Origin of the sequence: Thalassotalea nanhaiensis, from assembly GCF_031583575.1 — a bacterium.
GTDB classification, from domain to species: Bacteria; Pseudomonadota; Gammaproteobacteria; order Enterobacterales; family Alteromonadaceae; genus Thalassotalea_A; species Thalassotalea_A nanhaiensis.
This window is the reverse complement of the sequence record NZ_CP134146.1, coordinates 3,831,083-3,857,165: the sequence shown is the minus strand read 5'-3', so window position 1 is coordinate 3,857,165 and position 26,083 is coordinate 3,831,083. Positions and strand designations below refer to the sequence as shown.

The window sequence follows — 26,083 nt, the reverse complement described above, 5'->3', positions numbered from 1 at the left end:
TTTGTTAATAAATGACCGGTTTAACAATCGCTAAAATGATAACGGCAAATAAGATAAATACCGGTAGTTCATTAAATAGTCGAAAAAACTTGCCCGAGCGAGTATTTTGGTCGGTTTTAAAGTCGTTAAGTAATTTAAAGCAATAGCCGTGATACACAAATAATAAAGCCACCAACACTAATTTTATGTGAAGCCAAGTGCTGTGGATAAACCAATTACTGCCCATCATATAGATAAGTATTAAGCCAAAAATTAGTGTTAATAGAGCAAACGGTGTAACGAAATACAGTAGTCGACGTTCCATGATTTTTAATTGCTCATGCACGTCCTTATTTTTAGACTCGGCATGATAAACAAACAGTCTTGGTAAGTAAAAAATACCGGCGAACCAGGCAACCATAAACGCCACATGTAAGGCTTTAATCCATAATAAACTGCTCATTTTAAACGTTACCTTGAGTTAATATTTTCCGAATTTTTTCAAATGCTAACACACCAATAATTTTATCCTTTGACCTGTGATAAATATACACCGCGCCTTCGCGTTGTTTGTATAGTGCAAAATAGGCTTCAGATAACGTTGCTTGGCTGTCTATCGCAGGCATAAAGGTGGACTTAATTGCTTGATCTTCACCATCTAATGGATGAATGTTCATGTCAATTTGTACTAATTTATAAATGGATTCGTTGTTATCTGGTTTAATGATCAACTTTTCGCCGTGATTTTGTCCTGCAAGTAACCACTTTATTTGATTGCTATCAGGCGCATTAAGAACTTTGAAATTAGTATCCATTTGCGATAACACGCCATGTTTTTGTAACACCCTTTCTACCGGAGAGGCAAGGTAGGGCAGCTTTTGAAATTCTAATTGTTGTAAGAATATCGAACGATTCTTTAAAAATTGGGCTGAGGTTAAATAAGCCGAAGTAATAACCACCATCGCGGGTAAGGCTAATTGTAATTGATTAGATAATTCTATTACGGTTAATAACGCTGCAAGCGGTGCATTCAATGTTGCTGCTAACATGCCGGCCATACCCATTAACGCATAATCACCTGCAAAGCTGACTTCAGGGTATAAAAAGCTAACAAAAAATGCCATTAAGGCGCCGGCAATTGCTCCAATAGCTAAGGTTGGTCCAATGATCCCACCCGGTACACCTAAGCCAAGTACAGCCACTGTAGCGATAAATTTAGCGACTAATATTGATATTATTATCAGTAAGTGAGAGTTTTGGTCGAGCATTGAGCCGATAGCGCTTAAACTCGCCCCCATACTTTGCGGTACTAATAACCCGATAGTACCCATAATTAATGCCGCTAACACTAACCGTTTAGCCATATGGTACTTTGAAGAAACTCTTAACGTTGCGATTAAACTGGTATTAAATAACTTGGCTAAAAAACCTAGACCTACGCCAAAAATGATCAACAAAGGGTAATGCCAAAAGTCGATAACGATGTAGGCAAAAAACTCAAATTCATGATAAGGGCCAAACGCCGCATGGGTCATCATTGAGCCAATGATAGACGCTAGAATTACCGGAATGAATATGTGCAATTTGTATTCACGCAATATCACTTCCATAACGAAAATAACTGCCGCTAAAGGCGTATTGAAACTTGCCGATATGCCAGCTGCAACCCCACAGGCACACAGAGTTCTAATGGAATTATGCGGTAGTGCCAATTTACTACCTAAAAAGCTACTCGAAGCTGCGCCAATATGTACAGCAGGCCCTTCTCGACCTACAGAAAAACCACCCGCCAGGGCAAAAATACCGCCAAAAAATTGAGTAAGGGTATTTTTAAACGGAATAAAGCCATAATTGGCTTTCAAGCGATGTATCACAAATGGTATGCCCATTCTGGAATACTTAAATTTTGATATCCAAGCCAAGGCTAAAATAAAAAGTACGGCGATAACAGGGGTTATAAATCGGTAAAATTCTGATACAGTGGTGTAGTCATCAATATTTTCCAGATACAATAATTGTAAAGACTCGACACTTAAACGAAATAAAATAATACATAGTGACGCTAATGTGCCGCCAATTATACCTATCAGGCATAATTGCCAGGAAGGCTCCGGCTTAGCTAATTTGGTTCTAAACGACACTAAAGACATGTGTTACCTTTGTTACTATTATTTTTGTTGGTTTTATAGATTGGTTGTACAAGTTTAACATACTTAAAATAGATAATACCTTAAAAATGAATTGGTTAAAAAAAATAACAATATCAGACCTACACCAGCGATATGGTGCATTTAAATTACTAATAACCAGTGGCTTAGTGTTATTTGTGGTTATTATACTTTCGTATAAGGCCGGTAATTTTTATCAAAAACATCAAAATCAACTCATCGCAGAGCAATCTGAACGTTTAGAAAAGTTGTATCAAAAAAACGAACAAGCAAAAAGTAGACTTAATACCTTGCAGGTAGAGCTTGAAATTGAACGTCTGGCAAACCAAAAAGCGCAACAAGCGCTTAGAAGCATTGAAGATGATCACTTTTCGTTGAAAAAAGAACTGGCATTTTATGAAAAAATAATGGCTCCTGAAAAACAGGCGAATGGCATTATTATTGATGAAGTAGAGGTTACGCCAAGCGCAAGTGACAATCATTATCGAATTCGCGTTGTGCTAGTACAACAACAGAAAAGTAAACGCTTTGCCAAGGGGCGAGTAGACATTACTTTTGCCGGCAGTTTAGTTAATCGTCCTGCCACTATTAACATTGCTAAAATGACCGAGCTTGATAAAAACTCACTAGCGTTTAGCTTTCAATACTTTCAGGTTATTGAGGCCGAGTTTGCCTTGCCAAAAGATTTTGTCCCTGAAAAAATTGATGTTTCAGCAATATTGCCTGCAGGTAAGTGGCAAAAGTCCCATCGTTTAGACGAAAGTTACCCTTGGAAAACGGTTAAAACTGGTTAATAGCGGCATGATTAGCAATAATACTTGATTAAATTGCTCAGGTTTAAGATAATCCGCAGATACTAATCTGCTCAAGATTTATTGCCGTAATTTTTAAGAAGTAACCTATGTCAGATACCCAATTACCAATTCAATTCAGTGACGCTGCCGCTAATAAAGTAAAAGTACTCATTAGCGAAGAAGAAAACCCGGAATTAAAACTTCGTGTTTACGTTACCGGTGGAGGCTGTTCTGGTTTTCAATACGGTTTTACTTTTGATGAAAAAGTAAATGATGGCGACATGACTATCGTTAAAGAAGGCGTAACTATGGTGGTCGATCCAATGAGCTTACAATATCTTGTTGGTGGCACAGTTGATTACATCGAAGGCTTAGAAGGCAGTCGTTTCTTAGTTGACAATCCAAATGCAGAAACCACTTGTGGCTGTGGCTCTTCTTTTTCTATTTAAAATTCCTCGAAAAGCCAAAAAAAGTAGCAATTATGTAAATTAATTGCTGCTAAAATCCCTCACTTCGTTTTATACTAACTTCATAACATAAAAAGATTTTTTTATTTTGGGGAAGGTATGCGTTTAAACAGCCAATGGCTGGCACAGCGTCCGTATGTAATTGCTTTAGCTATTTCTTTGTTACTGATCGTTTGGTTAGCGACAGGCTTAGTTAATAGTAAAATAAACCCCGATGTCGTTGCTGAAAAAACAGCTCCTGTTCCGAAAGTTAAGGTGGAAACACTTTTTGCCGAGCAAATTGCTAACACTGTAACCTTATATGGTCGTACCGAGCCCGATCGATTGGTTACCTTGCAAGCAGAGGTTAAAGGCGCCATAACTAAAGTGTTTGCCCAGCGAGGCAGCTTTGTAAAAAAAGGGGATGTGATCGCAACCATTGCCCTTAACGATTTACCCGCCAAATTAGAGCACTTCCAACAGTTATTAAGACAACGACGAGTAGATTATTACGGTGCAAAAAAATTACTGCAGGGCGGCTATCAAGGCGAGTCAGCGTTAGCGCAAAGATTGTCAGATGTTACCGATGCCAAAGCTGAACTTGCCCGCATAGAGACGGATATTGCTAATACCACAATAAAAGCTCCTTTTGATGGTGTCTTAAACGAACGCTATGTTGAAGTGGGTGATTACGTTGGTGTCGGTGATGATATCGCCATGATCGCCGATTTAGATCCATTAGTCATTCGAGCTCATGTTACTGAAAATCAAGTCAGCATGATTAAAGAAGGGCAATTTGCAGAGATTACTTTACTTGGTGAACGTGAAATAAAAGGTAAATTGCGATATATCGCCAGCGTCGCTAATGAAAAAACCAATACCTTTAAAGCCGAAATCGCCATTGAAAACCAAGATTATCGCTACTTTGCTGGAATTAGTTCTGAAGTTGAATTACCACTTGCTATGGTGTCGGCCATTAAGGTATCACCAGCATTACTTGCGTTGGATGAAAAAGGCAATATCGGGGTTAAGTCGGTCGTTGATAATAAAGTGGTATTTACACAGATAAATATTGTCAAAAGTGACGAGTCAGGTGTTTGGTTAAGAGGCCTTGGCGAAAAAGAACAAATTATCACTCTGGGACAAGGCTTCGTTCGCCCTGGCGACACAGTTAACCCAATTTCAGTGGAACAATAAGCGAGTATGTTAGCGCTTATCGACTCAGCTTTATACCGAACTCGTTCGGTTATGATGATCTTTATTTTATTGCTAGTCTCCGGTGGTATTACCTACAATAATATTCCGAAAGAGTCGAACCCTGACATTACTATTCCGCAAATTTATATTTCTATCGTACATGATGGCATTTCACCAGAAGATGCTGAGCGCATGTTAGTTCGTCCCATGGAAAATGAACTTAAATCGATTGAAGGTATTAAAGCTATGCATGCCTCGGCCAGCGAAGGTCATGCCAGCATTCGTTTGGAATTTATCGCGGGTTTTGATGCCAAAGAAGCCCTATCTTCGGTGCGTGATAAAGTCATATTAGCAAAAGCAAAACTCCCAGATGAGTCTGAAGAGCCTGAAGTTAAACAGGTGACAATGGCAAATCAACAACCCGCAGTAACGGTATTTTTATCTGGGCCGGTAAGTGAGCGCGGCTTAATTACTATCGCTCGAGATTTAGAAGATAAAATAGCGAGCATGCCACAAGTGCTGGAAGTAGACATTGGCGGCGATCGAGAAGATATGGTCGAAATCATCGTCGATCCATTGCTGATGGAAAGTTACGGACTTGATCAAAATGATATCTATAATTTAGTTGAGCGTAATAACCGCCTAGTACCTGCTGGTACTATGGATACCGGTAAAGGACGTTTCGCGATTAAAGTACCGTCAGTATTTGAAACGGTAAAAGACTTGCTTGAGTTACCGATTAAGGTAGACGGTGAAAGGGTTGTTACCTTTCAAGATGTATCAATAGTTCGTAGGGCATATAAAGACCCAACCACTTACGCTCGCTTAAATGGTGAGCGTGCTATTTCCATTGAAGTGAAAAAGCGTCCAGGACAAAACATTATTGATACGGTAAATAATGTAAAAGCCTTGATAGAAAGTGAGCGCAAACTTTGGCCGGAACATATTCTGGTGAATTATACCGGCGATCAATCCAAGCAAGTGAAAACTATGCTTAGTGATTTGCAAAACAATGTTATTTCAGCCGTATTGCTTGTTGTTATTGTTATTGTTGCTGCCTTAGGGGCTAGAACTGCTGTACTGGTTGGCTTATCAATTCCTGGTGCATTTCTTACTGGTATTTTAGTCCTGTCTATATTTGGTTTAACCGTAAATATTGTGGTGCTATTCGCTTTGATTATGGCCGTTGGAATGCTGGTAGACGGCGCGATAGTAGTGACAGAATTTGCAGATAGGCAAATGAGTGAAGGCGTACCCAAACAGCAGGCATATTCACTAGCAGCAAAACGCATGGCATGGCCTATCATTGCTTCTACCGCAACTACCTTGGCAGCATTTGCGCCATTACTGTTTTGGCCTGGCATGATGGGTGAGTTTATGAAGTTCATGCCTATTACGTTAATTGCCGTGCTTAGCGCGTCTTTATTTATGGCGCTTATTTTTGTGCCTACCATGGGTACATTGTGGGGCAAAAGTCGTTTAATTACAGAGCAAGAAAAGCAGCAACTTATTCAAGCAGAAGAGGGCGATATAACCAAACTTAAAGGATTGATGGGTAAATATGTTTCAATGCTTGCTGTTGCGATCACTCACCCTGTTAAAGTGTTGTTGGTCACTTTGGTTTTCGCCATTGCGGTGATGGGAAATTATGTTGGTTCAGGTTTAGGCAGTGAATTCTTCCCCGAAATTGAACCAGAGGGCATTAACTTAACTGTGCGCTCATATGGTGATTTATCGATTGATGAAAAAGATTTGATCATGAAAGAAATCGAACGCCGAGTGTTAGACCTAAAAGCCATTAAATCATTGTATTCGAAAACCGGTGGTAACGATCTGGTTGGCAAACTACGTATAAATTTAATTAACTGGCAATTTAGAGCGCCAGCCAATGAACTCGTTACTGAATTACATCGTCGTCTTGATAGTTATGCCGGAGTAGAGGTTGAAGTTCGCAAAGATGAAATGGGGCCACAGCAAGGAAAAGATTTGATCCTCGAGTTATCTTCTAGGTTTCCTGATAAATTACAGGATGCGGTGCGTAAAGTACGAACAGCATTGCAACTAAACCCTAAATTTACCAATGTTGAAGACGGCGGCTCAAAACCTGGCATTGAGTGGCAACTTAAAGTTAACCGTGCTCTTGCGGCAACCTTCAATGCCGATGCTACTCTAGTCGGTACTTCGGTACAAATGGTGACTAATGGTTTAAAACTGGGTGAGTATCGCCCCGATGATGTTGATGACGAATTAGATATTCGAGTACGTTTTCCTGCTGAAAAACGCAGTATTAGCCGCCTAGATGAATTGCGTTTAAAAACCAAAGATGGCCTGGTACCAATGACAAATTTTGTGGATAAAAATGCCGCACAAAAAATTGATACCATTAAACGTGTTGATTCTAAACGGGTTATTACTATCCAAGCAGATTTAATTCCCGGCGCACAATTGCCAACAGAATTACCTTTGTTACAAGCGCAAATGCAATCACTCGATATTGATTGGCGCACAGTTACCGTTGATGTAAAAGGTCAAACAGAAGATCAACAAGAGTCGGAAGACTTTTTAGGCAATGCCTTTGCGGTAGCGCTATTTGTTATGGCGATTATTTTAGTCACTCAATTTAATAGTTTTTATCAAGCGATGTTGATACTTTCTGCTGTGTTGTTTTCAACGGTAGGGGTGTTCTTAGCGTTATTAGTTGCTGGCAAACCGTTTGGAATAGTGATGTCTGGATTAGGCGTAATTGCGTTAGCAGGTATTGTCGTAAACAACAATATTGTACTCATTGATACTTACAATGTGTTGAAAGCGACAGGGTTAAATGCCAAAGAAGCTATTTTAAGAACCGGGGCACAACGTTTACGACCGGTGCTATTAACAACAATAACCACCATTTTGGGTTTAATGCCGATGGTGTTACAAATGAATATTGATTTTGTTAGCCGAGATATCAGTTTCGGCTCTCCTTCTACTCAGTGGTGGGCACAACTGGCAACAGCTGTGGCTGGCGGTTTAGCGTTCGCCACAATCCTTACCTTAGTACTTACGCCATGTTTATTAGCGTTAAGAGACTATAAACAAGAGAAGAAATCCAAGCAACAATGGGTTGCTGCACCTGTCTATGAAGAAGTATAATCTCGAAATAATAAACTCCCATATCAAGTCCTAGGAATTAATCATGTTGAAAGCAACATTAAAAAGCGTTGTATTATCTGTTGTAGCGCTTTCTACCTTTACTGTGCAGGCTGCATACTTAGATGAAGCACAGCAAAAACAAATAAACACGTTAAAACAAACTGCCCTCAGTTCAGATCTTGCCTACCAAATAGAAGAATCACTAACCACTGAAGTTGGTGCCCGTATGATTGGTACTGAAGGTGATAAACGAGCTATTGCCTGGGCAGTAGAGAAAATGAATTCGCTGGGTTTTGATAAAGTTTGGACCGAAGAAGTTGGCCATTATCAGTGGATTCGCGGTGATGTAGAAGCACAAGTGCTTGCTCCTTTTCCTCATGACATTAAAGCCATCGCTTTAGGCGAGTCGGTTGGTACTGGCGAAAAAGGCATTCAAGCTGAAGTTGTTCACTTTAAAACAATGGCAGATCTTGAAGCTGCAAAACCTGGGAGCTTAACAGGAAAAATTGCATTTGTTTCTTATCGTATGGAACGTTTTAAAACTGGTAAAGGCTACGGCAAAGCAGTTGGCGCTAGAGTTAATGGTGCTTCTGTTGCTGCAGAAAAAGGTGCGATTGGGTTTATCATGCGCTCTGTTGGTACTGACAATAACCGTTTAGGTCACACCGGTGTTACTCGCTATAAAGAAGAAGTAAAACGTATACCTGCGGTTGCATTATCAAACCCAGATGCTGATGTGATGGTAAATATATTTAAACGTAACAAACCGGTTGAGTTTTACTTAAAGGTTACTGCCCTGCGTAATGAGATTGTTGCTACTAAAGGCGCTAATGTTATTGGTGAAATTACTGGCAGTGAATTACCTGAGCAAGTGGTTGCGTTAGGCGCACATTTGGATAGCTGGGATGTTGGCACTGGCGCAATTGATGATGGGTTAGGTGTGTCTATGGTTATGGCTGCTACTGCACATATCGCTAAATTACCACAACGTCCTAAACGTACAATTCGCGTTATTTTGTTTGCTGGCGAAGAAGTTGGTTTGTTAGGTGCTAAGCAATATATTATCGATCATAAAGACGAACTTAAAAACCATACCATTGCTGCAGAGTGGGATTTTGGTTTAGGTAAAATTTATTCAATGCAATCTGGTGTAGGTGAAGCTTCTGTACCAGCTATTGCTGAATTAGCAACATACCTTGAATCTTTAGGTGTCGCCTATAACAAAGGTAATAAAGCACGCGGTCAATCGGATATGGGCGCAGTAACAGATAAAGGCGTACCGGCAATGAACTTCTCACCAGATGGTACAACCTATTTTGATATTCACCATACTGAGAATGACACGTTAGACAAAGTTAATGCAGAAGATTTACAGCAAAATACCGCTGTTTATACAGTTTTCGCTTACTTTGCTGCTCAGGCGGGTGTTGATTTTAGAAAGTAAACCAACATGTTAGGTGTATATAATAAGGTTAGCCATTGGCTAACCTTTTTTTTTGATTCAAGGATGAATCAATGCAAATCGCCATGGATGGCATTAGATTTGTAAAGAGGATGAATCAATGCAAATCGCCATGGATGGCATTAGATTTGTAAAGAGGATGAATCAATGCAAATCGCCATGGATGGCAATAGATTTGTAAAGAGGATGAATCAATGCAAATCGCCATGGATGGCATTAGATTTGTAAAGAGGATGAATCAATGCAAATCGCCATGGATGGACTTTATGACAAAAATGCAGGAGCAATTTTTTGTTTTTGGCCATGGATGGACTTTATGACAAAAATGCAGGAGCAATTTTTTGTTCTTTAGTCTAAGATGATACAGAGTTACTTGTTTAATAAAGGAAATATTATGTCAACATTAGGGAAAATCCTCTCAACATTCACCCTTCTCGCAATTAGTTTTATAAGTTTTGCCGATGCACCTGTTTGGCAGGTGAGTAAAAATGGTGAAACAGTTTTTTTTGGCGGTACGGTTCATGTACTTAGTGAGAGTGATTATCCATTGCCCGCTGCATTTGATAAAGCGTATCAACAATCAGCTGTTTTAGTGTTTGAAATGGATATGAGCCTGACTCAAACAATGGCGTTTCAACAACAAATGCTACAGCAGATGACTTATCAGGATGGCAGAACTTATGCTGATGATTTAAAACCTGAAACGGTTAAAAAGTTAAATGCTTATATGGAAAGCAAAGGTATTCCTGTTGCAAATTTGCAAATGTTCAAGCCTTCTATGCTTTCAATTACATTAACTATGGTAGAGCTTCAGCGTCTAGGTTTAGGTGGTACTGGGGTTGATGCATTCTTTAATACTAAAGGTATTGCGGATAAAAAATCATTTAAATACCTAGAGTTACCGGAACAGCAAATTTCCTATCTCGCTAATATGGGTAAAGGCTATGAAGATGAACTCATCAATTACACGCTTGATGATATGAAAAAATTGCCAACAGTCATGCAGCAAATGAAAGACGCTTGGCGAAAAGGTGATAATGAAGAACTTTATAATGTTGCCGGCAAAGAATGGCAGGAAAGCTTTCCTAAGTCGTATAATGAACTTCTAGTTGAACGTAATAATAATTGGATGCCTGCAGTTGAGGGATATTTTAACACTAAGGAAGTCGAGTTTGTATTAGTAGGGGCAATGCATTTAGTCGGCGAAGAGGGCGTGTTAAGCCAACTAAAAGCTAAAGGGTATACAATTAAGCAGCTATAATCGATTTAAATCTTCCTAACCGACGCACTCGCGTCGTCCCGGACTTGGTCCGGGATCTGCTTTAGGGATCTTAACTAAAAACTCGCGGCAGTCATGCCCCAACTGTATATAACATAAGAGAACACTGTCCAAATAGCTAAAGGGAACATTGCGGATTTAAGTTTTAATGGCTCAACGCTCTGTTTGGTTTTCTTTTTACCTGTGAATATTGCAAGAATTACATTATCACCTCTAAGCACATGTAAAATGCCAGCAAGCGCGTGTAGCCCTACCAATACTAACAATACATTAAATGTTTGATGGTGTAATGAATCCATGGTTTCGGCAAACGATTCGCTAACAGACATGTATAAAGGCCCTTCTGCTAAAACATCGTCGCTGGCAAATAACCCAGTAATGAGTTGCATACCTAAGCAAAACAAAAGAAACATCACCATATAGCCACCAACAGGGTTATGACCATGATGTGGAGTAGCAATGGAATTGCTTTTCCATGCTTTTAACACTGATATCGGCGTTTTAACGAAATGAATAAACTTGGATGTGTCACTACCGATAAACCCCCAAGCCAAGCGAGTAAGCCATAAACCTGCGAGAGTGAATCCACAGATAAAATGCCATTCAAACTCAGCGTTTTCACCGGTATACCATAATAAAGCCAGCAATATTAGCTGGCTTAAATGGTAAATTCGGGTGAAATTATCCCAAACTTTAACTGTTTGCATCGCGATTATTCGTCACAATCCATTTTAAATGCTTTATGACCTTTTTTAGCCGCTTTGCCTATTTTTCCTAGTGCCGCTTTTTGTTCTTCGATATTTGTTGCAGTAGTTAATGAGGTAACCGCTTTCTCTAGGTTGGCAATGCCGTTTTTGTAATCATCAAACTCTTTTTGTTGCTCTTGGTTAAGCTCTTTTTTATCGCTAATAGCGAGAGGTACGTATTGCTCAGCCTTTTGAACATCAACTAATAATTGTTTAGCAATAGCATTGATTTTTTCAAAATCATCGGCTTTAGCTGCGCCTTTAATCGCTTTCATGTTGTCTTTCATATTGCCCATGATGTTGGCAAGTTCAGTTTCGCCACATTGTGGGTGGGCTGCAAAAGCAGATGAGATGAAGCTGATTGATAAAATAGTGCTTAGTAATAATTTTTTCATAATTGTTCTTTATTATTGAAAGGAATATCAGCATTGTAATGATTAATAATAGCTTTTCAAGTATTACACTAACCGATTGTTAGGTGTTCAGTTAATAACTAAGATATACTCAGGTTATTAGTGAGAGTTAATGTTAATTCGGACACTAATAATAATTTTAGCTAGGAATAAAAAGCATCAGTGAAGCATAAAGACCCCCACCATCAACGTGAATCAGCCAAATACGATAACCCTGTGGCCAGTCGTGAATTTCTTTTATCTTTGTTAGAGCAAAAAGGTCATCCGATGACGTTTGTGCAAGTTTGCAAAGAGCTTGGTTATAAAGATGAAGATCAAAAGGTTGGTGTTAAACGACGTTTACGAGCAATGGAAAATGCTGGTCAACTGGTATTTACTAAATTTAAACAGTATGCAATTGCTAGTAAATCATCGGTAATTACCGGTGTGGTGATCGGTCATCGTGACGGCTTTGGATTTTTAAAACCGGACGAAGGTGATAAAGACTTATATATTCCTTATCATGAAATGCGAAAACTGATTCATGGCGACGTTGTTGAAGCAAGAGTGACGGAAAGCTCTGATGCAAAAGGGCGTCAAGAAGTTCGAATTCTAGATATTTTACAGCCGCGTAAAGATAAAATTATCGGACGAATTTTTGTTGAAAAATCGGTAATTACTGTTATTCCTGAAGATGCTCGTATTAGTCATGAGATAATTATCCCAAGTGACAAACGTTTAGGTGCGCGACAAGGGCAAATGGTGATTGTTGATATCATTCAACGTCCAACCAAACGAACAACCCCTTTAGGCAAAATTACGGAAGTACTTGGTGAGCATATGGCGCCGGGTATGGAAATACAGGTTGCTTTACATCAACACGATTTACCCCATTCATGGTCTGAAGAGCTATTAAAAGAAATTAGTTCACTTACCCCTGAAGTAGATGAAGACGCCAAAAAAGGGCGTATAGATTTGCGTGAACTACCATTGGTTACCATTGATGGTGAAGACGCCCGTGATTTTGATGATGCAGTGTATTGTCGTCCAGAGAAAGATGGTGGTTGGCGTTTATGGGTAGCAATTGCCGATGTTAGTTATTATGTTCGCCCTGGTACTGCATTGGATGGTGAGGCGATTAAACGTGGTAACTCGGTTTATTTCCCTAATCAAGTTATTCCTATGCTGCCAGAAGTATTATCAAATGGGTTATGTTCATTAAACCCTGACGTTGACCGTTTGTGTATGGTTTCAGAAATGAGCATTAGCGCAAATGGTAAATTACAGGATGCTAAATTTTATCCGGCAGTAATGAATTCTCATGCGCGTTTTACTTACACCAAAGTAGCAGCCATTTTAGAAGGTGATGTTGACCTTCGAGAGCAATATAAAGAACGTGTTGGCGATCTTGAAGAATTGCATCGTTTATATCATAGCTTAGTTGTTGCCAGACGTGGTCGTGGTGCCATTGAGTTTGAAACTGAAGAAGTCCGTTTTATTTTTAATGCCGATAGAAAAATTGATTCTGTTGAGCCTGTTATTCGAAATGATGCCCATAAAATCATTGAAGAATGTATGATTTTGGCCAATGTTGCTACTGCAGAGTTTGTTACTAAACATGAAAAACCGGGTTTGTATCGTGTACATGATAAACCCAATGAAGAGAAATATAACAATTTAGTGAAGTACCTTGCCGAACTTGGTATTGAATTAACCAAAAAAGATGAGCCAACCTCTGCCGATTTTGGCGAAATTATAGAGAAAGTTGCTGATAGACCTGATCATGAATTGATCCAAACCATGCTATTACGTTCAATGAAACAAGCGGTATATCAATGTGAGAATTTAGGGCACTTTGGTTTAGCGCTGCCAGCATATTCTCACTTTACGTCACCTATTAGACGTTATCCTGATTTAGTCATTCATCGGGTAATTAAAGCGATATTAGAAAACCAGGAAAACAGTACTGTTAATGCCGGTTTCTATGAATATGACCAGCAAGAAGCCTCTGAGTTGGGTGAACACTGTTCAATGACAGAACGCCGTGCAGACGATGCCACCCGTGAAGTATCTGATTGGCTAAAATGTGAATTTATGCAAGACCATGTTGGTGATACGTTCACTGGTGTTATTGCGACAGTTACCAATTTTGGTTTCTTTGTTCGTTTGCAAGATTTTCATATTGAAGGTTTAGTGCATATTAGTTCGCTTGGTAAAGATTATTATTCTCACGATGAAGTGCGCATGTGCTTGGTCGGTGAAAATTCGAAAAAGAAATATCACGTTGGTGATATTCTTGAAGTACAAGTTGCTGCCGTTAACCTTGAGGAAAAGAAAATAGATCTCATCCTAGGAGGTGAAAGCTCTGTTACTGACTTGAACAAAAAGCAAAAAAAGAAAGTTAAAAGTACTCAATATAAAGCTGAAAACAAAACTAAAAGCAAAGCTGGTGAGCGAAAGCCATTCGAACCGGGCAAAAGTAAGAGTAAAACAAAAGATAAAGGCAAATCTAAAGCAGGAAAGAGGCAAAAAGCCAAAGGCCGCCCAGGTAAAAACGCTCGTAAAAAAGCAAAAAGCTAGGAAATCACCTCTCTTAGCAACATTTCCTGAACTAGTTTCAGGATCTCATGTTATTTAATACTAGATCCTGAAATAAATTCAGGAAGACGAAAATGTTAAATCCAGAAATATGAAAATTTCTGAAATATATAAAACCCAAAGAAGAGAACACATGGCAAAGCACGACGAATTAGTTTTTGGTATTCACGCAGTAACGGCTTTAATGAACAAAAGCCCGGAGCGTTTTATTGAACTTTGGTGTTTAAAAGGGCGTGAAGATGAACGCTTGTTACCAATTATAAACCTTGCCAGAAAATATGGTGTATCTGTACAGATGATGCACCGCAAAGCCTTGGATGATAAGAGTGAAGGTGAGCAACATCAGGGCGTTATTGCTAAAGTAAAGCCGGGTAAAGTATTTACTGAACATGATTTAACCGACATTGTAGAGCAAACACAGGCTAAAAATGAGCAGCCATTCTTATTAATATTAGATGGTGTTACTGACCCACATAATCTTGGCGCCTGTTTGCGCAATGCTGATGCTGCAGGTGTTCAAGCTATTGTGGTACCTAAAGACAATGCTGCCCGGATTACTTCTACTGTGCGTAAAGTAGCCGTAGGCGCTGCTGAAAGTATTCCATTAATTCAAGTTACTAACCTTGCTCGTTCGATGAAAGCCCTGCAAGAAATGGGTATTTGGATAATTGGCACAGCCGGTGAAGCTACGCAGTCTCTTTATGATTGTAAATTAACAGGTCCAATGGCACTGGTAATGGGGGCTGAAGGTAAAGGCATGCGCCGCTTAACTCGCGAAACTTGTGATGACTTAGTAAAGCTGCCAATGGCTGGCGAAGTATCCAGCCTAAATGTGTCGGTAGCGTCAGGTATTTGCTTGTTTGAAATTGTTCGTCAACGACTCGCATCTTAGGTTTTAATTTAGCTCTCTATAGGGATAAGTTAACCCCGATAGAGAGCTGTTGTTGTTCATCACCTGCGATAACTTGGGCAAAGAAGTTTGACTTTTTATAGGCAATAATTGCGGATAATTCATCTTGAATTAACTGAGTGCTTTCTATATCTGTAGATGCTAGAAGCCCCAAGCCAACATTTTGTATTTGATATTGATACTTTATCTTTGCAAACAGCCCCCATTCAGCATTAGTCAATGCTTGTCTATGCATGCCATCGATTACCGGATTGGTGAAAAAGTACTTTTCCTCGGCATCTATAGAGTGTAAATAAACGGCAAACTGATGACTCTGCTGAAAATGACGACTTATACCTAGTTTGAATTGTTGGCTGTCGCGCTTATCGGATGTAGTAAATTCTGCACCGAACAATATCGCATTCTCAGCCATGGTTAAATAGGCTGTTGTAGACAGGCCTACTTCATTATTATTTTCACTAAAATAATCACCTTCACCTACAGTTGTTCCATCAGTAAGAGTTAAAGCGATATCAAAGGAATGCGCATAACTAACGCTAGAATAGAGGAGCGCTACAGTAAATAGTAATATTGACTTAAAAGTGTTTACCATGAGCTATTTGTTGTTTCAGATAGTTATATATTAGTTTAGTCGTTAAAACTGTATTTGATAGATTAGGTATTACTCACTTTCTTCAATTTTTGGCAATACCGGTATGTTTTCTACTGGCATTAGGCTTAAACCTTTATCTCTTCGCTCCAGGCTTTTGTTTCTGATGCTGTGATATTTTAACTGACTCATGTAATCAGCATCACTGGCTAGACGCAAAATTGTCGGCTTGATAAACACCATTAAATTACGCTTTCTTACAGTGGTACTGGTAGAGCTGAATAACCTGCCCAAATAAGGAATATCACCTAAAAAGGGCACTTTTTGTTCTACCTCTTGCACGTCTTCATCGATTAAGCCGCCAAGCACAATGGTATCGCCATCTTCGGCTAATACTGTAGTATTTATGGTGCGCTTATTTAAACTGACATCGACACCCGATGTCCCACTAACCGATGATACTTCTTGGGCAATAATCAACTGTACTGCTGTACCTTCGTTAATTTGTGGAGTCACGGTCAGTTTAATGCCTACTTCTTGGCGTTCTACTGTTTGAAAGGGGTTGGAATTATTATCTCCTGCTGCAGAGCCGGTAATAATTGGGATCTCTTGTCCAACTAAAAACGATGCTTCTTCATTGTCTACCGTGGTAATGCTTGGTGTCGCTAAAATATTAGAATTAGTATTTACCGCCACGGCCTGTAAAAGCGCGCCCCAATCATCATTACCGATACCAACTATGGCACCTTTAGCACCGCTTAACATTTGCGCAAGATCGTCATCATCAGAAGTGGTAGATGCTTCATCCTGATCATTATTTTTGCCATGTATTATAGAACCAATGGGAACTTGGGCATTGTTAAACTGCACAAGACCATTTTCACCATACCATTGCACCCCCAAGTCCATGCCATCTGTTTCAAGAATTTCGACGATTATTGCTTCTACCAACACTTGTGCACGGCGAATATCTAATTTTCGAATAACCGTTTCAAGTGCGGGAAATAAAGACTGTTTAGCGGTAATAATTAAGGCATTAGTATCAGGGTGAGCATCAATGTTTATGTTAGCTTTTGCTGGTTTATCACTGGTTGTTTGAGTACTTGAATTACTCACCCCTTGCAAAATTTCTACTAGTTCTTCGGCGTTTGCGTACTTTAGATAGTAAATTCTGGTATTACCGGCCAGTTGCAGTTTTTTATCTAACTGATTTATTAGTTTTATGATCGCGACTCTGTTTTGCTCTGGACCTGAAACGACGATAGCGTTACTACGGTTATCTGCGACAATTTTGGTGTTCAATAGTGCGTTGTTAGCTTTTTTATTTTGGCTCATTAATGTGGTTTCAATAATTACCACTAACTCACTTGCAGAGGCGTGCGCCAGTTGAATTATTTCTGTTCCTGTCGCCCCAAACTTATCAATATTTTCGATTAATTTTGTTAATTGTTGTACTGAACTGGCACTACCGGTTAGCACCACAACATTTGCTGGATCATAACTGACGACATTACCATTACCCGATTGATCGTTTAATTGGCGCAGTAAAGGCGATAATTCTCGTACTGTAATGTTTTTGACTTTTACAATTCGATGAACAATTTCATCACCTTTACCAGGGCTATTTTTGTCACTGATGCGAACATTGGTCTTCTTTGCATCACTATTAGGTAATACTTTGATCACGTCGCCCTCTGCAACAGCAGCATAGCCATAAACATTAAGTACATTTTGAAAAAACTGAAAGTACTGCTTTTTGTTTAGGCGTTGATAACTGCGTACATTCACCAAGCCCTCTACTTTTGGATCAATGATCATCGATTTTTGTAAATTTTTACCGACAATGTCGATAAACTCATTTATTTCGGTGCCATTAAAGTTGGGGTGAAATGTTTCTTCGGCTTGCGTTGAAAAACTATAGAACAGAAACGCAGTGAAGAGCAGAAAACTATTGTTGAATTTAACGCACTGAAGAATGTTGCTTAGATATGTAAACATAGAAACTGATTTAAGATTTTTATTATCTATTAATCATAAGGTTATCTACATTTTTGAGTTGTGATTATTTTGTTTTCGCCTGTAATTAATTGTATCTTTTGGCGGGTTTTTAGCTAAATTTAAGCGAACAGGCAAAGATACTTGCTTTAGTTGCTTATTTTCCCTACAATACGCGTCCTTAATTCAGCCTGAACTTTTTTGTTCCTTGCCTTACCTGGTGTTTGGCTGAGCCAGCTATAAGGCTACTACCGTAAGGAGCTCGTAATGCGTCATTACGAAATCGTATTTATGGTTCACCCTGATCAGAGTGAACAAGTAACTGGTATGATCCAACGTTACTCAGACATGATCACTGCTGCTGAAGGCACAATCCACCGTCTTGAAGACTGGGGTCGTCGTCAATTAGCATACCCAATCAATAAACTACACAAAGCACACTATGTTCTTATGAACATTGAAGCGCCTCAGTCAGTTATTGATGAGTTAGAAACTTCTTTCCGTTATAACGATGTTGTTATTCGTAACATGATCATGCGCACTAAAGGCGCGGTAACTGAAGCATCACCTATGGCTGCTGCTAAAGATGACCGTCGCGAAGATCGCCGCGAGAAAAAAGAAGTTACTAAAGAAGCTCCAGCTGCACCAGCACCAGTTGCTGAAGAAGCTGCAAGCGCAGAATAGTAATTTTAGTGACTGAAAATTGTCTGACTTTGGTAGGCTCGGTAGTTAAGGCTCCGGATGTATCAATTAGCCCCGCGGGGATTGCCCATATTAAGTTTTCATTAGAGCATCGCTCAATGCAAATGGAAGATGGACTAAACCGTCAAGTGTTCGTAAGAATGCAAGTAGTGGCAACAGGTCAATGGTCACAAAAAATATCTCGTGAATTAATAGCGGGCAGTAACGTAAGAGTGAATGGTTTTATTAATCGTCACGAAACTAGAAATGGTAACCCAATTTTAGTGTTACATGCTTCGCAAATTGAAATGATTAAATAGGTGAACACATATTAGCGCGTTTTTGTGCTAAGAATGTAACACCGTATATTAGGAGAAATCCATGTCACGTTTTTTTAGACGTCGTAAATTCTGTCGCTTTAGCGCAGAGGGCGTTGCTGAGATCGATTACAAAGATATCGCAACGTTAAAAAACTATATCACTGAAAGTGGTAAAATCGTTCCTAGCCGTATCACTGGTACATCAGCTAAGTATCAACGTCAACTTGGTCGTGCGATCAAGCGTGCTCGTTACTTATCTTTATTACCATATACTGATTTACACAAGTAACCTAAAGGGGCTATTAAAATGCAAGTAATTCTTCTTGATAAAATTGCCAAATTAGGCGGCCTGGGTGATCAGGTAACAGTTAAGTCTGGCTATGCTCGTAACTACTTATTACCTCAAGGTAAAGCAGTTATCGCATCAAAAGCTAACGTTGAACACTTCGAAGCACGTCGTGCTGAACTTGAAGCTAAATTAGCTGGCGTTCTAGCAACTGCTGAAGCTCGTGCTGCTAAATTAGTAGAACTAGCTGAAGTTACTATCGCTTCTAAAGCTGGTGACGAAGGTAAATTGTTCGGTTCTATCGGTACTAACGATATTGCTACTGCAATTACTGAAGCTGGTGTTGAAGTTGCTAAAGCAGAAGTTCGTCTTCCTTTAGGTTCAATCCGTGAAACAGGTACTAACGAAATCGTTATTCACCTTCACGCAGACGTAGACACAACTATCAACGTTGTTGTTATCGCTGAAGCTTAATCAAAAATAATTTTTGATTATAAAAAAGCCTGCTTATGCAGGCTTTTTTTTTGATTCATGGATGAATCAATGCAAACCACCATGGATGGTATTAGGTTTGTAAAGACATGGATGAATCAATGCAAACCACCATGGATGGTATTAGGTTTGTAAAGACATGGATGAATCAATGCAAACCACCATGGACCGTTCCTAAGCATCCATGCGCTCTCGGCATATACAACGTCCCTGTTGAAAACGGTATTAGGTTTGTAAAGACATGGATGAATCAATGCAAACCACCATGGGTGGCAATTAAGTCTGTGTTTACAAGCTAAGCGCTATTCAAATGGCAATGATTAAATTTTATAAATAAAGTCACTATCATCTAATAACGATAAGCCATCTCCAACATAGTTTTTACTATCAAGTTTAGATAATAGTTCAAAGCCTTGTTGACGCTGTTCTAGATTTAAAGCGTGATACGGCACTCGGAATATTTTCTCAACTGCGTTAGTCATCATTAAGGCAGTATTTAAAGCGATAGGATTTGGCTCACAGAATAGCCATTTCATTAATCCCTGTAATTCGTTATTAAGCTCAACATTATTCTCATCCATTAAGGTGCGCATTAACCCTGGGATGATATTTGAGCTAACCGAGATAACACCATGTGAACCAAACTGATGACGTCCTGCAAAGCTTTCATCATCATTTCCTGACCAACAAGCAATCCCTTGTTTTTCATAGTAACTAATACGTTCATTACCGGTACATTCTTTCACACCAATGAAATTTTTATGCGTAGATAATGGCTCGATGATATCAGGGGTTAAATCTTGGCCTGTTCTGCCGGGGACGTTATAAATAAACGCTGGGCCAACATCAAGAACGCGATTAAAATGATCGAGTACACCAGCGGTAGATGTTCTGCCGTAATATGGGTTTATTTGCAGCGCAGCATCCATCCCCATAGCAAAGCCTTTTTCTGTGGCATTTACTGCTTCTCGGGTATTATTACTGCCAGTATTACCAACAATGATTAATCGGTCACTAAATTTGTTGGCACTGTGGCCAATCAGCATTAAATGTTCTTCCCAATTAAGTAAGTGACCTTCACCTGTGGTACCACCAACAACTATGCCGTCTACACCTGCTGATATTTGTTGCTCTACTAACTTGTCATAAGTAGAAATATCGATATTACCTTCATGATTATAAGGTGTTTTTATCGCGGTAATTAAACTGGCCGACTTTAATCGCTTCATGTTATTTCTCAAATACTATTTTATTACGCTAATAGTATATAAATGTACCTCTCCGGTCATCTTAAATTACCAAATTGAACACTGAAAAATTAAATTATTTTTTTTACTAAAATGGTTTGGCACTATTGTTTACAATTTATTTTATAAAAACAGACACTTTTTCGCATAGATACTTTATTATTTAACTATTAAGGATGTCTTTAGGAGTATTAGTGATTCGGTTTAATGGACTAATAATTACAGTAATTTTTGCATTGTCGCTAGGTTTGTCTGGTTGCAGTGCGTTAAGTACGTCAGTTAAAAAGAAGGATTTGGCCGTTGAAACTAAGATGTCAGCTACGATAGTTTTAGATCCGGTAACGAGTGATAAAAGAACGGTTTACCTACAGCTGCGAAATACTTCAGACAAACAAAGTTTAGATTACCAAACGCCCGTAGCCGCTGCGATTAAGGCTAAGGGCTATACTATTGTAGAAGACCCTGAAAAAGCACACTTTTGGATTCAAGCCAATATTTTACAAGTGGGTAAGTCAGACTTGAGAACGGTTAATGGCAAAACCGATCAAGGTTACGGTGCAGCAATTCAAGGTGCTAAAATAGGATCGATGTTTGGTGATGGTGATGGTCAATTAGCAGCCACCGTCGTTGGTGGCTTGATAGGTATTATCACCGATGCCATGGTAGACGATATTGTTTATGTAATGGTTACCGATTTACAAATATCTGAAAAAGCTAAACAGGGCGTTGATGTTACTGAATCTAATAATGCTACCCTCAAACAAGGCGATTCAGGTGAGCAAACTCAACAAAGCGTAGAAACTGTTGATAGAAAAAAATACCAGACGCGTATTACGTCTACCGCGAATCAAGTAAATTTAACGTTTGAAGAAGCCGAACAACAGCTGCTTGAAGGTTTAATTCAATCGATGTCAGGAATATTATAAAAGATAGGGCAGTAGGCCCATATAAGGATTGCTTATGAAAAAATTTAATAGATACTTTACCAGTTTATTTATGGTGTTCTTTACCTTGTCGCTTGTTGGTTGTGGCGCTTTGCACACCTCTATTAAAAAGCGCAATTTAGATGTGCAAACTAAAATGTCCTCAACGGTTTGGCTTGATCCGGTACCTGCTGAAAAACGAACAGTATTTTTACAGCTTAGAAATACATCTGATAAACAAGGCCTAACTTATGAAAATGAAGTAAGGGCAGCAATTGCGGCAAAGGGCTATCAAATTATTGATAACCCCGATATTGCTCATTACTGGTTACAAGTTAATGTATTACAAGTTGGTCGTACTGATTTAAGAGCGGGTGATTCATTTGGTTCATTTGGCTCAGCAGTTGCTGGCGCAGCAGCCGGAGCACAGTTTGGCGGCGGTAGTGGTCAAGTAGCAGCTGGTGTCGCTGGCGCTGGTTTAGGTGTGATTTTTGATGCCATGGTTGATGATAATCTGTTTACCATGATCACAGACATTCAAATCTCTGAAAAAGTTAAAGACGGGGTCAGAGTAAATCAGTCGGAAAAAGCCGTATTGAAACAAGGTGAATCAGGTTCGAAAACACAAACCAGCTCAGAAGTGGTTGATCGTAAGAAGTATCAAACTCGTATAGTGTCACTTGCTAATAAAGCGAATTTAGAGTTTGCTGAAGCTGAGCCACCGTTACGCCAAGGGTTGATTAATTCGTTATCAGGAATGTTGTAGACCATAGGTAAGAGAAAATAGAAACGAGGAACGAAGATAAATATCGTTCCTCAGTTTGATATCGTTGCTTTTATCTACTTTGAGAAGGAGCATGTTTAGGTACGGGCCAATCAGCGGGGTTTAATAAGCCTCGTTCAGCCATGCCGCCAAGGCCTTGCAACCCTCCAGTATGTAGCAGCATTATTTTTGCGCCGGCCTCAAAATATCCTTGCTCTAATAAATCTAACAACGCCAATACCATTTTACCTGAATATACCGGCTCAAAGGGCACACCTGTAGTTTGGCTAAATTCTATTATTCGAGCCGCATCTTCAGGCATGTATTTTCCGTAACCGCCACGATGAAATTGGTTCAATATCTGCCATTTGTTATATTCCTCGGCTGAATCTTCTAATAACGTATTAACTTCATCGGTTAAATAGCCTTGTTGTTTTAAAACGGCCACGCCAAGTATTTTATGCTGATTTTTATCTGCTTTAACTAAGCCAGCAATAGTGCCTCCACTGCCAACAGGGGTGAATAAATAGTCATATTCAATTTGTTCATTTAATTCAGTAATTACCTCTCCCATTCCTGGCAGCGCTAATTGATTACTTCCTCCTTCAGGAACAATAAATGCATTAGGATATTCAGATTGTAGCTGTTCTAAGTACTCCGTATTACTACGTTGTTTATAAGTCAGCCGATCAACAAATTTCAACTCCATCTGCCAGTGTTTTGCCCAACTTAAGGTGAAATTATGCTGATACTGCTCTTCACCTCGAATAATGCCTACACTTTGCAAATTATGTTGTGAACAGGCAAAAGCTAATGCGTGAATGTGGTTTGAAAAGGCTCCGCCAAAACTTAGAATTTGTTGATAACCTAATTCTTGAGCAGAAAGTAAATTGTATTTTAGTTTGCGCCATTTATTGCCAGAAATAATTGGATGAATTAGATCATCGCGTTTAACAAACACCTCTACCGAGTGTTCCTTAAAGCGGGGATGAAAAATTTGGTTTACTGGACTTAAATTCATCTAATTTTTCCAAACATAGCAAATTACTGATTTTCTTCATATATTGAGTATATGATAATGTAATAAATATCTTGCACCAAAGAGTAAATAGGCGATAATGGTTTAAGACTTGGGTAGTAGTGCTTTAGGCATTATGACTTTTTTACTCAGGTAAAGGTAATAAAAATAAGATGTTGAACGGATTAAAAACACTTTTTAATAAAAAATCTACTAATAGCAAATTTGGTATCGCACTCAGAGGCCAAGCAGGTTCGTACGCTTTCGATAAAACCGAAATTAATGAAGTAAAAGCTGGTGAGTTTTTTACTGAAACAAGTGAAAGTGCAGGTGAATGGTTAGAAGAATTGCTATCAACTCATGATTTTCAAGGCTCTGGACATCTAGTTCTTTCAGCCAGTCATTACTACAATGTGCAAATAAATAAACCTGATTTGCCAGATAATGAAATTCCTGCAGCAATAAAATGGCTTGTTAAAGACATTGTTCCTATCGATCCTGATGAAATGATCGCTGACTATTATGATTCTCCGATAATTGTCTCTGGTACCCAAAAAATCAATGTGGTGTGCAGTCATTTAACCAGTTTAAAAAAATATACTGACAGTTTTAAGCGTTATCAAATAGATCTTGAAGGCATTATTACTGACGAATTTGCCTTCGCAAACTTATTACCTGTTAGCGAACATTCTACGTTACTTGTTTGTCAGCAACCGTTTGAAGAGTTGTTTATCATTATTGTGAAAGAAGGGCAGATCCACTTTTCGAGGCGATTGCGTGGTTTTAGCGATATTGGTGGCTTTTCGACTGAGCAGCTTAATAAAGGCGTATGTGATTCGTTAAGCATAGAAGTACAGAAATCACTGGATTACTTTGAGCGTTTATTAAAACAAACGCCGGTGAAAGAAATCAAAATATTGCTACCGGTAAAGCATGAAGATTTTATCATTGAAAACCTAGATAAAAATACCAATGTGCAAGTTTCTAAATTAGATTTACCAGCTCAGTTTGAACAAATGCGCAGTTGCGCGGCCAGTGTTGGTGCGTTAATTGAGTTTGAAAGAAAAGGAGCCGAAAATGACTAAGGCTCGCATTAATTTATTAACAGATGAATTGGTTGCAGTTCAAAATTGGTTAACGTTAACTAATGCGGTACGGGTATGGGCAGGTTTTGCCTTAATATGCATACTTATTACTGCCTATTTCAATGTAAATGAAACAAAATTAAATCAGCAATATAGCGCTCTAAAAAAGAAAAATGTGCAATTATCGAACCAGCTGGAGCAGTACGAAGATATATTAAGCTCTCGCGTGGTCGATCCTAGAAAAGAAAACCGCTTATCTACACTCAAATTTATCTTTCAAAACAAACAGGTTTTACATCGCCAACTTACCGATCAAACTCAGGTTAGATTAAGTGGTTTTGCTGACATCATGTCGGAAATAGCCGAACATCATAATCGTGAAGTAAGCTTAACCGCAGTAAAAATTAATGATGATAACATTAGTATGCATGGTCTAGCTCGAAACGCAGATTCCGTTCCACTTTGGTTATCAGGATTTCAAAATTCTACGTTTATGGCTGGAAAGAGCTTTGCGCAATTTAATTTAAGTGTAAACGAAGACGGCAATACATCCTTTATTGTTAGTTCTAAGTTTGCTCAAGAAGGGGGGGGGTAAATAATGCAAAAACAATGGTTTGTGTATTCCGAGAAATTCTCCAAATTAAGTGTGCGCGAGCAGTATATGATATTGTTAGCAGGTGTAATTGTATTATTTTTATTGTTTAATATGTTTGCATTTGAAACAGCACAAAACAAAAGTAAACGAGTAACAAACTCGATCGCCCAACTGAAAAGTCAAAATAGTAAAATCAGCCTTGAATCAGCCAAAGCACAAGTTAAGTTAGCTAAAGATCCCAATAAAGAGCTTGATAAGAAAATAGCACAGTATCGTAGTAAGTTAGGTGATATAGATAATGAGTTGCGCTCGTTAACAAATGAGCTTATTTCGCCAAGTAAAATGCGCAGTGCATTACAAGACATGCTGCAATTGTCACCCGGTGTTAAGTTGATTTCATTTGATGCAGTTGCACCTGAGCCGTTAATAAAAGATGAACTAAATACTGAAAAAACACTAACAGACAGCTCTTCTGACACGATTGACTTATATCGCCATACCATTCGAATTAGTTTGCAGGGAAATTATTTTCAATTACGGGACTATTTAAAAAATGTAGAGCAGCTTTCTTGGTCTTTTTATTGGCATGAGTTTGACTATAGTGTTGACGATTACCCTTCAGCGACCTTGAATATAGAAATGTACAGTTTAAGTACGACGAAGGAGTTTATCGGTGTTTAAAATTTCATTTGTTATTTTACTGACGTTGTTCTCTTTTAACATTAATGCTGAACAACTTGATCCAACAAGACCATTTTCAAAATCGATTACTGATAGAGAATCAATAAAGCAAAACTTGAAACTGTATTCGATTATAATTTCAGGCAACTCACGAAAAGCCATTATTAATAAAAAAGCTATGGTTGTTGGTGACCGTCTTGATGAATTTAAAGTAATTAAAATAGAAAAACAAAAAGTGGTACTCCAAAGCTCTTCCGAAACGATTGAGCTGGTTTTGTTTACTAACGCTTTGACCAAATAAG

Annotated in this window: 26 protein-coding genes; 18 read left to right on the top strand and 8 right to left on the bottom strand. The window is 38.8% G+C overall.

Features of this window, described 5'->3' with window-relative positions; genetic code table 11:
- Positions 1-4: 4 nt before the first annotated feature.
- Positions 5-442: a protoporphyrinogen oxidase HemJ gene (gene hemJ, locus RI845_RS16770; protein WP_348387323.1), complete on the bottom strand. Its 438-nt coding sequence runs from the start codon at positions 440-442 to the stop codon at positions 5-7.
- 1 nt (position 443) lies between these two features.
- On the bottom strand, positions 444-2,129 hold the full coding sequence (locus tag RI845_RS16765; protein WP_348387322.1) for a chloride channel protein: 1,686 nt from the start codon (positions 2,127-2,129) through the stop codon (positions 444-446).
- Positions 2,130-2,215: 86 nt separating this feature from the next.
- On the opposite strand from RI845_RS16765, the gene RI845_RS16760 reads away from it, so the two are divergent.
- From RI845_RS16760 to RI845_RS16735, 6 genes are all read left to right on the top strand, one after another.
- On the top strand, positions 2,216-2,941 hold the full coding sequence (locus RI845_RS16760; RefSeq protein ID WP_348387321.1) for a DUF6776 family protein: 726 nt from the start codon (positions 2,216-2,218) through the stop codon (positions 2,939-2,941).
- A gap of 107 nt (positions 2,942-3,048) precedes the next feature.
- On the top strand, positions 3,049-3,390 hold the full coding sequence (gene erpA, locus RI845_RS16755) for an iron-sulfur cluster insertion protein ErpA (protein WP_348387320.1): 342 nt from the start codon (positions 3,049-3,051) through the stop codon (positions 3,388-3,390).
- A 117-nt stretch (positions 3,391-3,507) separates the two neighbouring features.
- Entirely contained in the window at positions 3,508-4,584 is a 1,077-nt protein-coding gene (locus RI845_RS16750) for an efflux RND transporter periplasmic adaptor subunit (protein ID WP_348387319.1), read from the top strand.
- Positions 4,585-4,590: 6 nt separating this feature from the next.
- A complete protein-coding gene (locus RI845_RS16745) occupies positions 4,591-7,719 on the top strand; it encodes an efflux RND transporter permease subunit (protein ID WP_348387318.1) in 3,129 nt (1,042 codons plus the stop codon).
- Between the two features lie 43 nt (positions 7,720-7,762).
- On the top strand, positions 7,763-9,163 hold the full coding sequence (locus tag RI845_RS16740; protein ID WP_348387317.1) for a M20/M25/M40 family metallo-hydrolase: 1,401 nt from the start codon (positions 7,763-7,765) through the stop codon (positions 9,161-9,163).
- A 412-nt stretch (positions 9,164-9,575) separates the two neighbouring features.
- Positions 9,576-10,442, top strand: coding sequence for a TraB/GumN family protein (locus RI845_RS16735; RefSeq protein ID WP_348387316.1), 867 nt, complete (start codon positions 9,576-9,578; stop codon positions 10,440-10,442).
- A 74-nt stretch (positions 10,443-10,516) separates the two neighbouring features.
- Here RI845_RS16735 and RI845_RS16730 read toward each other — a convergent pair whose 3' ends face one another.
- Together RI845_RS16730 and RI845_RS16725 are read right to left on the bottom strand one after the other, a co-directional pair.
- Complete coding sequence (locus tag RI845_RS16730) at positions 10,517-11,167, bottom strand: cytochrome b/b6 domain-containing protein (RefSeq protein ID WP_348387315.1); 651 nt, start codon at positions 11,165-11,167, stop codon at positions 10,517-10,519.
- A 5-nt stretch (positions 11,168-11,172) separates the two neighbouring features.
- Complete coding sequence (locus tag RI845_RS16725; RefSeq protein WP_348387314.1) at positions 11,173-11,601, bottom strand: cytochrome b562; 429 nt, start codon at positions 11,599-11,601, stop codon at positions 11,173-11,175.
- A gap of 180 nt (positions 11,602-11,781) precedes the next feature.
- Here RI845_RS16725 and rnr point away from each other — a divergent pair, with 180 nt between their 5' ends.
- Entirely contained in the window at positions 11,782-14,178 is a 2,397-nt protein-coding gene (rnr, locus tag RI845_RS16720) for a ribonuclease R (protein ID WP_348387313.1), read from the top strand.
- Positions 14,179-14,329: 151 nt separating this feature from the next.
- Positions 14,330-15,088: a 23S rRNA (guanosine(2251)-2'-O)-methyltransferase RlmB gene (gene rlmB, locus RI845_RS16715; RefSeq protein ID WP_348387312.1), complete on the top strand. Its 759-nt coding sequence runs from the start codon at positions 14,330-14,332 to the stop codon at positions 15,086-15,088.
- 16 nt (positions 15,089-15,104) lie between these two features.
- Here rlmB and RI845_RS16710 read toward each other — a convergent pair whose 3' ends face one another.
- Together RI845_RS16710 and gspD are read right to left on the bottom strand one after the other, a co-directional pair.
- Entirely contained in the window at positions 15,105-15,698 is a 594-nt protein-coding gene (locus RI845_RS16710) for a hypothetical protein (protein WP_348387311.1), read from the bottom strand.
- A gap of 69 nt (positions 15,699-15,767) precedes the next feature.
- A complete protein-coding gene (gene gspD, locus RI845_RS16705) occupies positions 15,768-17,693 on the bottom strand; it encodes a type II secretion system secretin GspD (protein ID WP_348387310.1) in 1,926 nt (641 codons plus the stop codon).
- Positions 17,694-17,957: 264 nt separating this feature from the next.
- Here gspD and rpsF point away from each other — a divergent pair, with 264 nt between their 5' ends.
- The 4 genes from rpsF to rplI all read left to right on the top strand — a co-directional run bounded on the left by rpsF (position 17,958) and on the right by rplI (position 19,451).
- Entirely contained in the window at positions 17,958-18,374 is a 417-nt protein-coding gene (gene rpsF / locus RI845_RS16700; RefSeq protein ID WP_348387309.1) for a 30S ribosomal protein S6, read from the top strand.
- 8 nt (positions 18,375-18,382) lie between these two features.
- Positions 18,383-18,691: a primosomal replication protein N gene (priB, locus tag RI845_RS16695; RefSeq protein WP_348387308.1), complete on the top strand. Its 309-nt coding sequence runs from the start codon at positions 18,383-18,385 to the stop codon at positions 18,689-18,691.
- Between the two features lie 61 nt (positions 18,692-18,752).
- Complete coding sequence (gene rpsR / locus RI845_RS16690; RefSeq protein ID WP_068544971.1) at positions 18,753-18,980, top strand: 30S ribosomal protein S18; 228 nt, start codon at positions 18,753-18,755, stop codon at positions 18,978-18,980.
- Positions 18,981-18,998: 18 nt separating this feature from the next.
- A complete protein-coding gene (gene rplI / locus RI845_RS16685; RefSeq protein ID WP_348387307.1) occupies positions 18,999-19,451 on the top strand; it encodes a 50S ribosomal protein L9 in 453 nt (150 codons plus the stop codon).
- Positions 19,452-19,789: 338 nt separating this feature from the next.
- Here the strand turns inward: rplI and dapA are convergent, their stop codons facing one another.
- Positions 19,790-20,698 carry a 4-hydroxy-tetrahydrodipicolinate synthase gene (dapA, locus tag RI845_RS16680; RefSeq protein WP_348387306.1) on the bottom strand — a complete coding sequence of 303 codons (909 nt, stop codon included), beginning with the start codon at positions 20,696-20,698 and terminating at the stop codon, positions 19,790-19,792.
- 212 nt (positions 20,699-20,910) lie between these two features.
- Between dapA and RI845_RS16675 the strand changes: the two genes are divergently transcribed.
- Both RI845_RS16675 and RI845_RS16670 read left to right on the top strand, forming a co-directional pair.
- The gene (locus tag RI845_RS16675) at positions 20,911-21,642 is read left to right on the top strand and encodes a complement resistance protein TraT (protein WP_348387305.1); all 732 of its coding nucleotides are present in this window, start codon (positions 20,911-20,913) and stop codon (positions 21,640-21,642) included.
- A 34-nt stretch (positions 21,643-21,676) separates the two neighbouring features.
- Positions 21,677-22,405: a complement resistance protein TraT gene (locus tag RI845_RS16670; protein ID WP_348387304.1), complete on the top strand. Its 729-nt coding sequence runs from the start codon at positions 21,677-21,679 to the stop codon at positions 22,403-22,405.
- A 70-nt stretch (positions 22,406-22,475) separates the two neighbouring features.
- Here RI845_RS16670 and RI845_RS16665 read toward each other — a convergent pair whose 3' ends face one another.
- On the bottom strand, positions 22,476-23,423 hold the full coding sequence (locus RI845_RS16665) for a 1-aminocyclopropane-1-carboxylate deaminase/D-cysteine desulfhydrase (protein ID WP_348387303.1): 948 nt from the start codon (positions 23,421-23,423) through the stop codon (positions 22,476-22,478).
- Positions 23,424-23,593: 170 nt separating this feature from the next.
- Here RI845_RS16665 and RI845_RS16660 point away from each other — a divergent pair, with 170 nt between their 5' ends.
- From RI845_RS16660 to RI845_RS16645, 4 genes are read left to right on the top strand one after another with little or no spacing between them, the layout of a single operon-like run.
- A complete protein-coding gene (locus RI845_RS16660) occupies positions 23,594-24,505 on the top strand; it encodes a hypothetical protein (protein ID WP_348387302.1) in 912 nt (303 codons plus the stop codon).
- Positions 24,498-25,100 (top strand): hypothetical protein, encoded by a 603-nt coding sequence (locus RI845_RS16655; RefSeq protein WP_348387301.1) that lies wholly within the window; start codon positions 24,498-24,500, stop codon positions 25,098-25,100. The genes RI845_RS16660 and RI845_RS16655 overlap by 8 nt, the downstream gene beginning before the upstream one ends.
- Before the next feature lie 3 nt (positions 25,101-25,103).
- Entirely contained in the window at positions 25,104-25,781 is a 678-nt protein-coding gene (locus tag RI845_RS16650; RefSeq protein ID WP_348387300.1) for a hypothetical protein, read from the top strand.
- Entirely contained in the window at positions 25,774-26,082 is a 309-nt protein-coding gene (locus tag RI845_RS16645) for a hypothetical protein (RefSeq protein WP_348387299.1), read from the top strand. Before RI845_RS16650 ends, RI845_RS16645 begins: the two co-directional genes overlap by 8 nt.
- Position 26,083 lies beyond the last annotated feature (1 nt).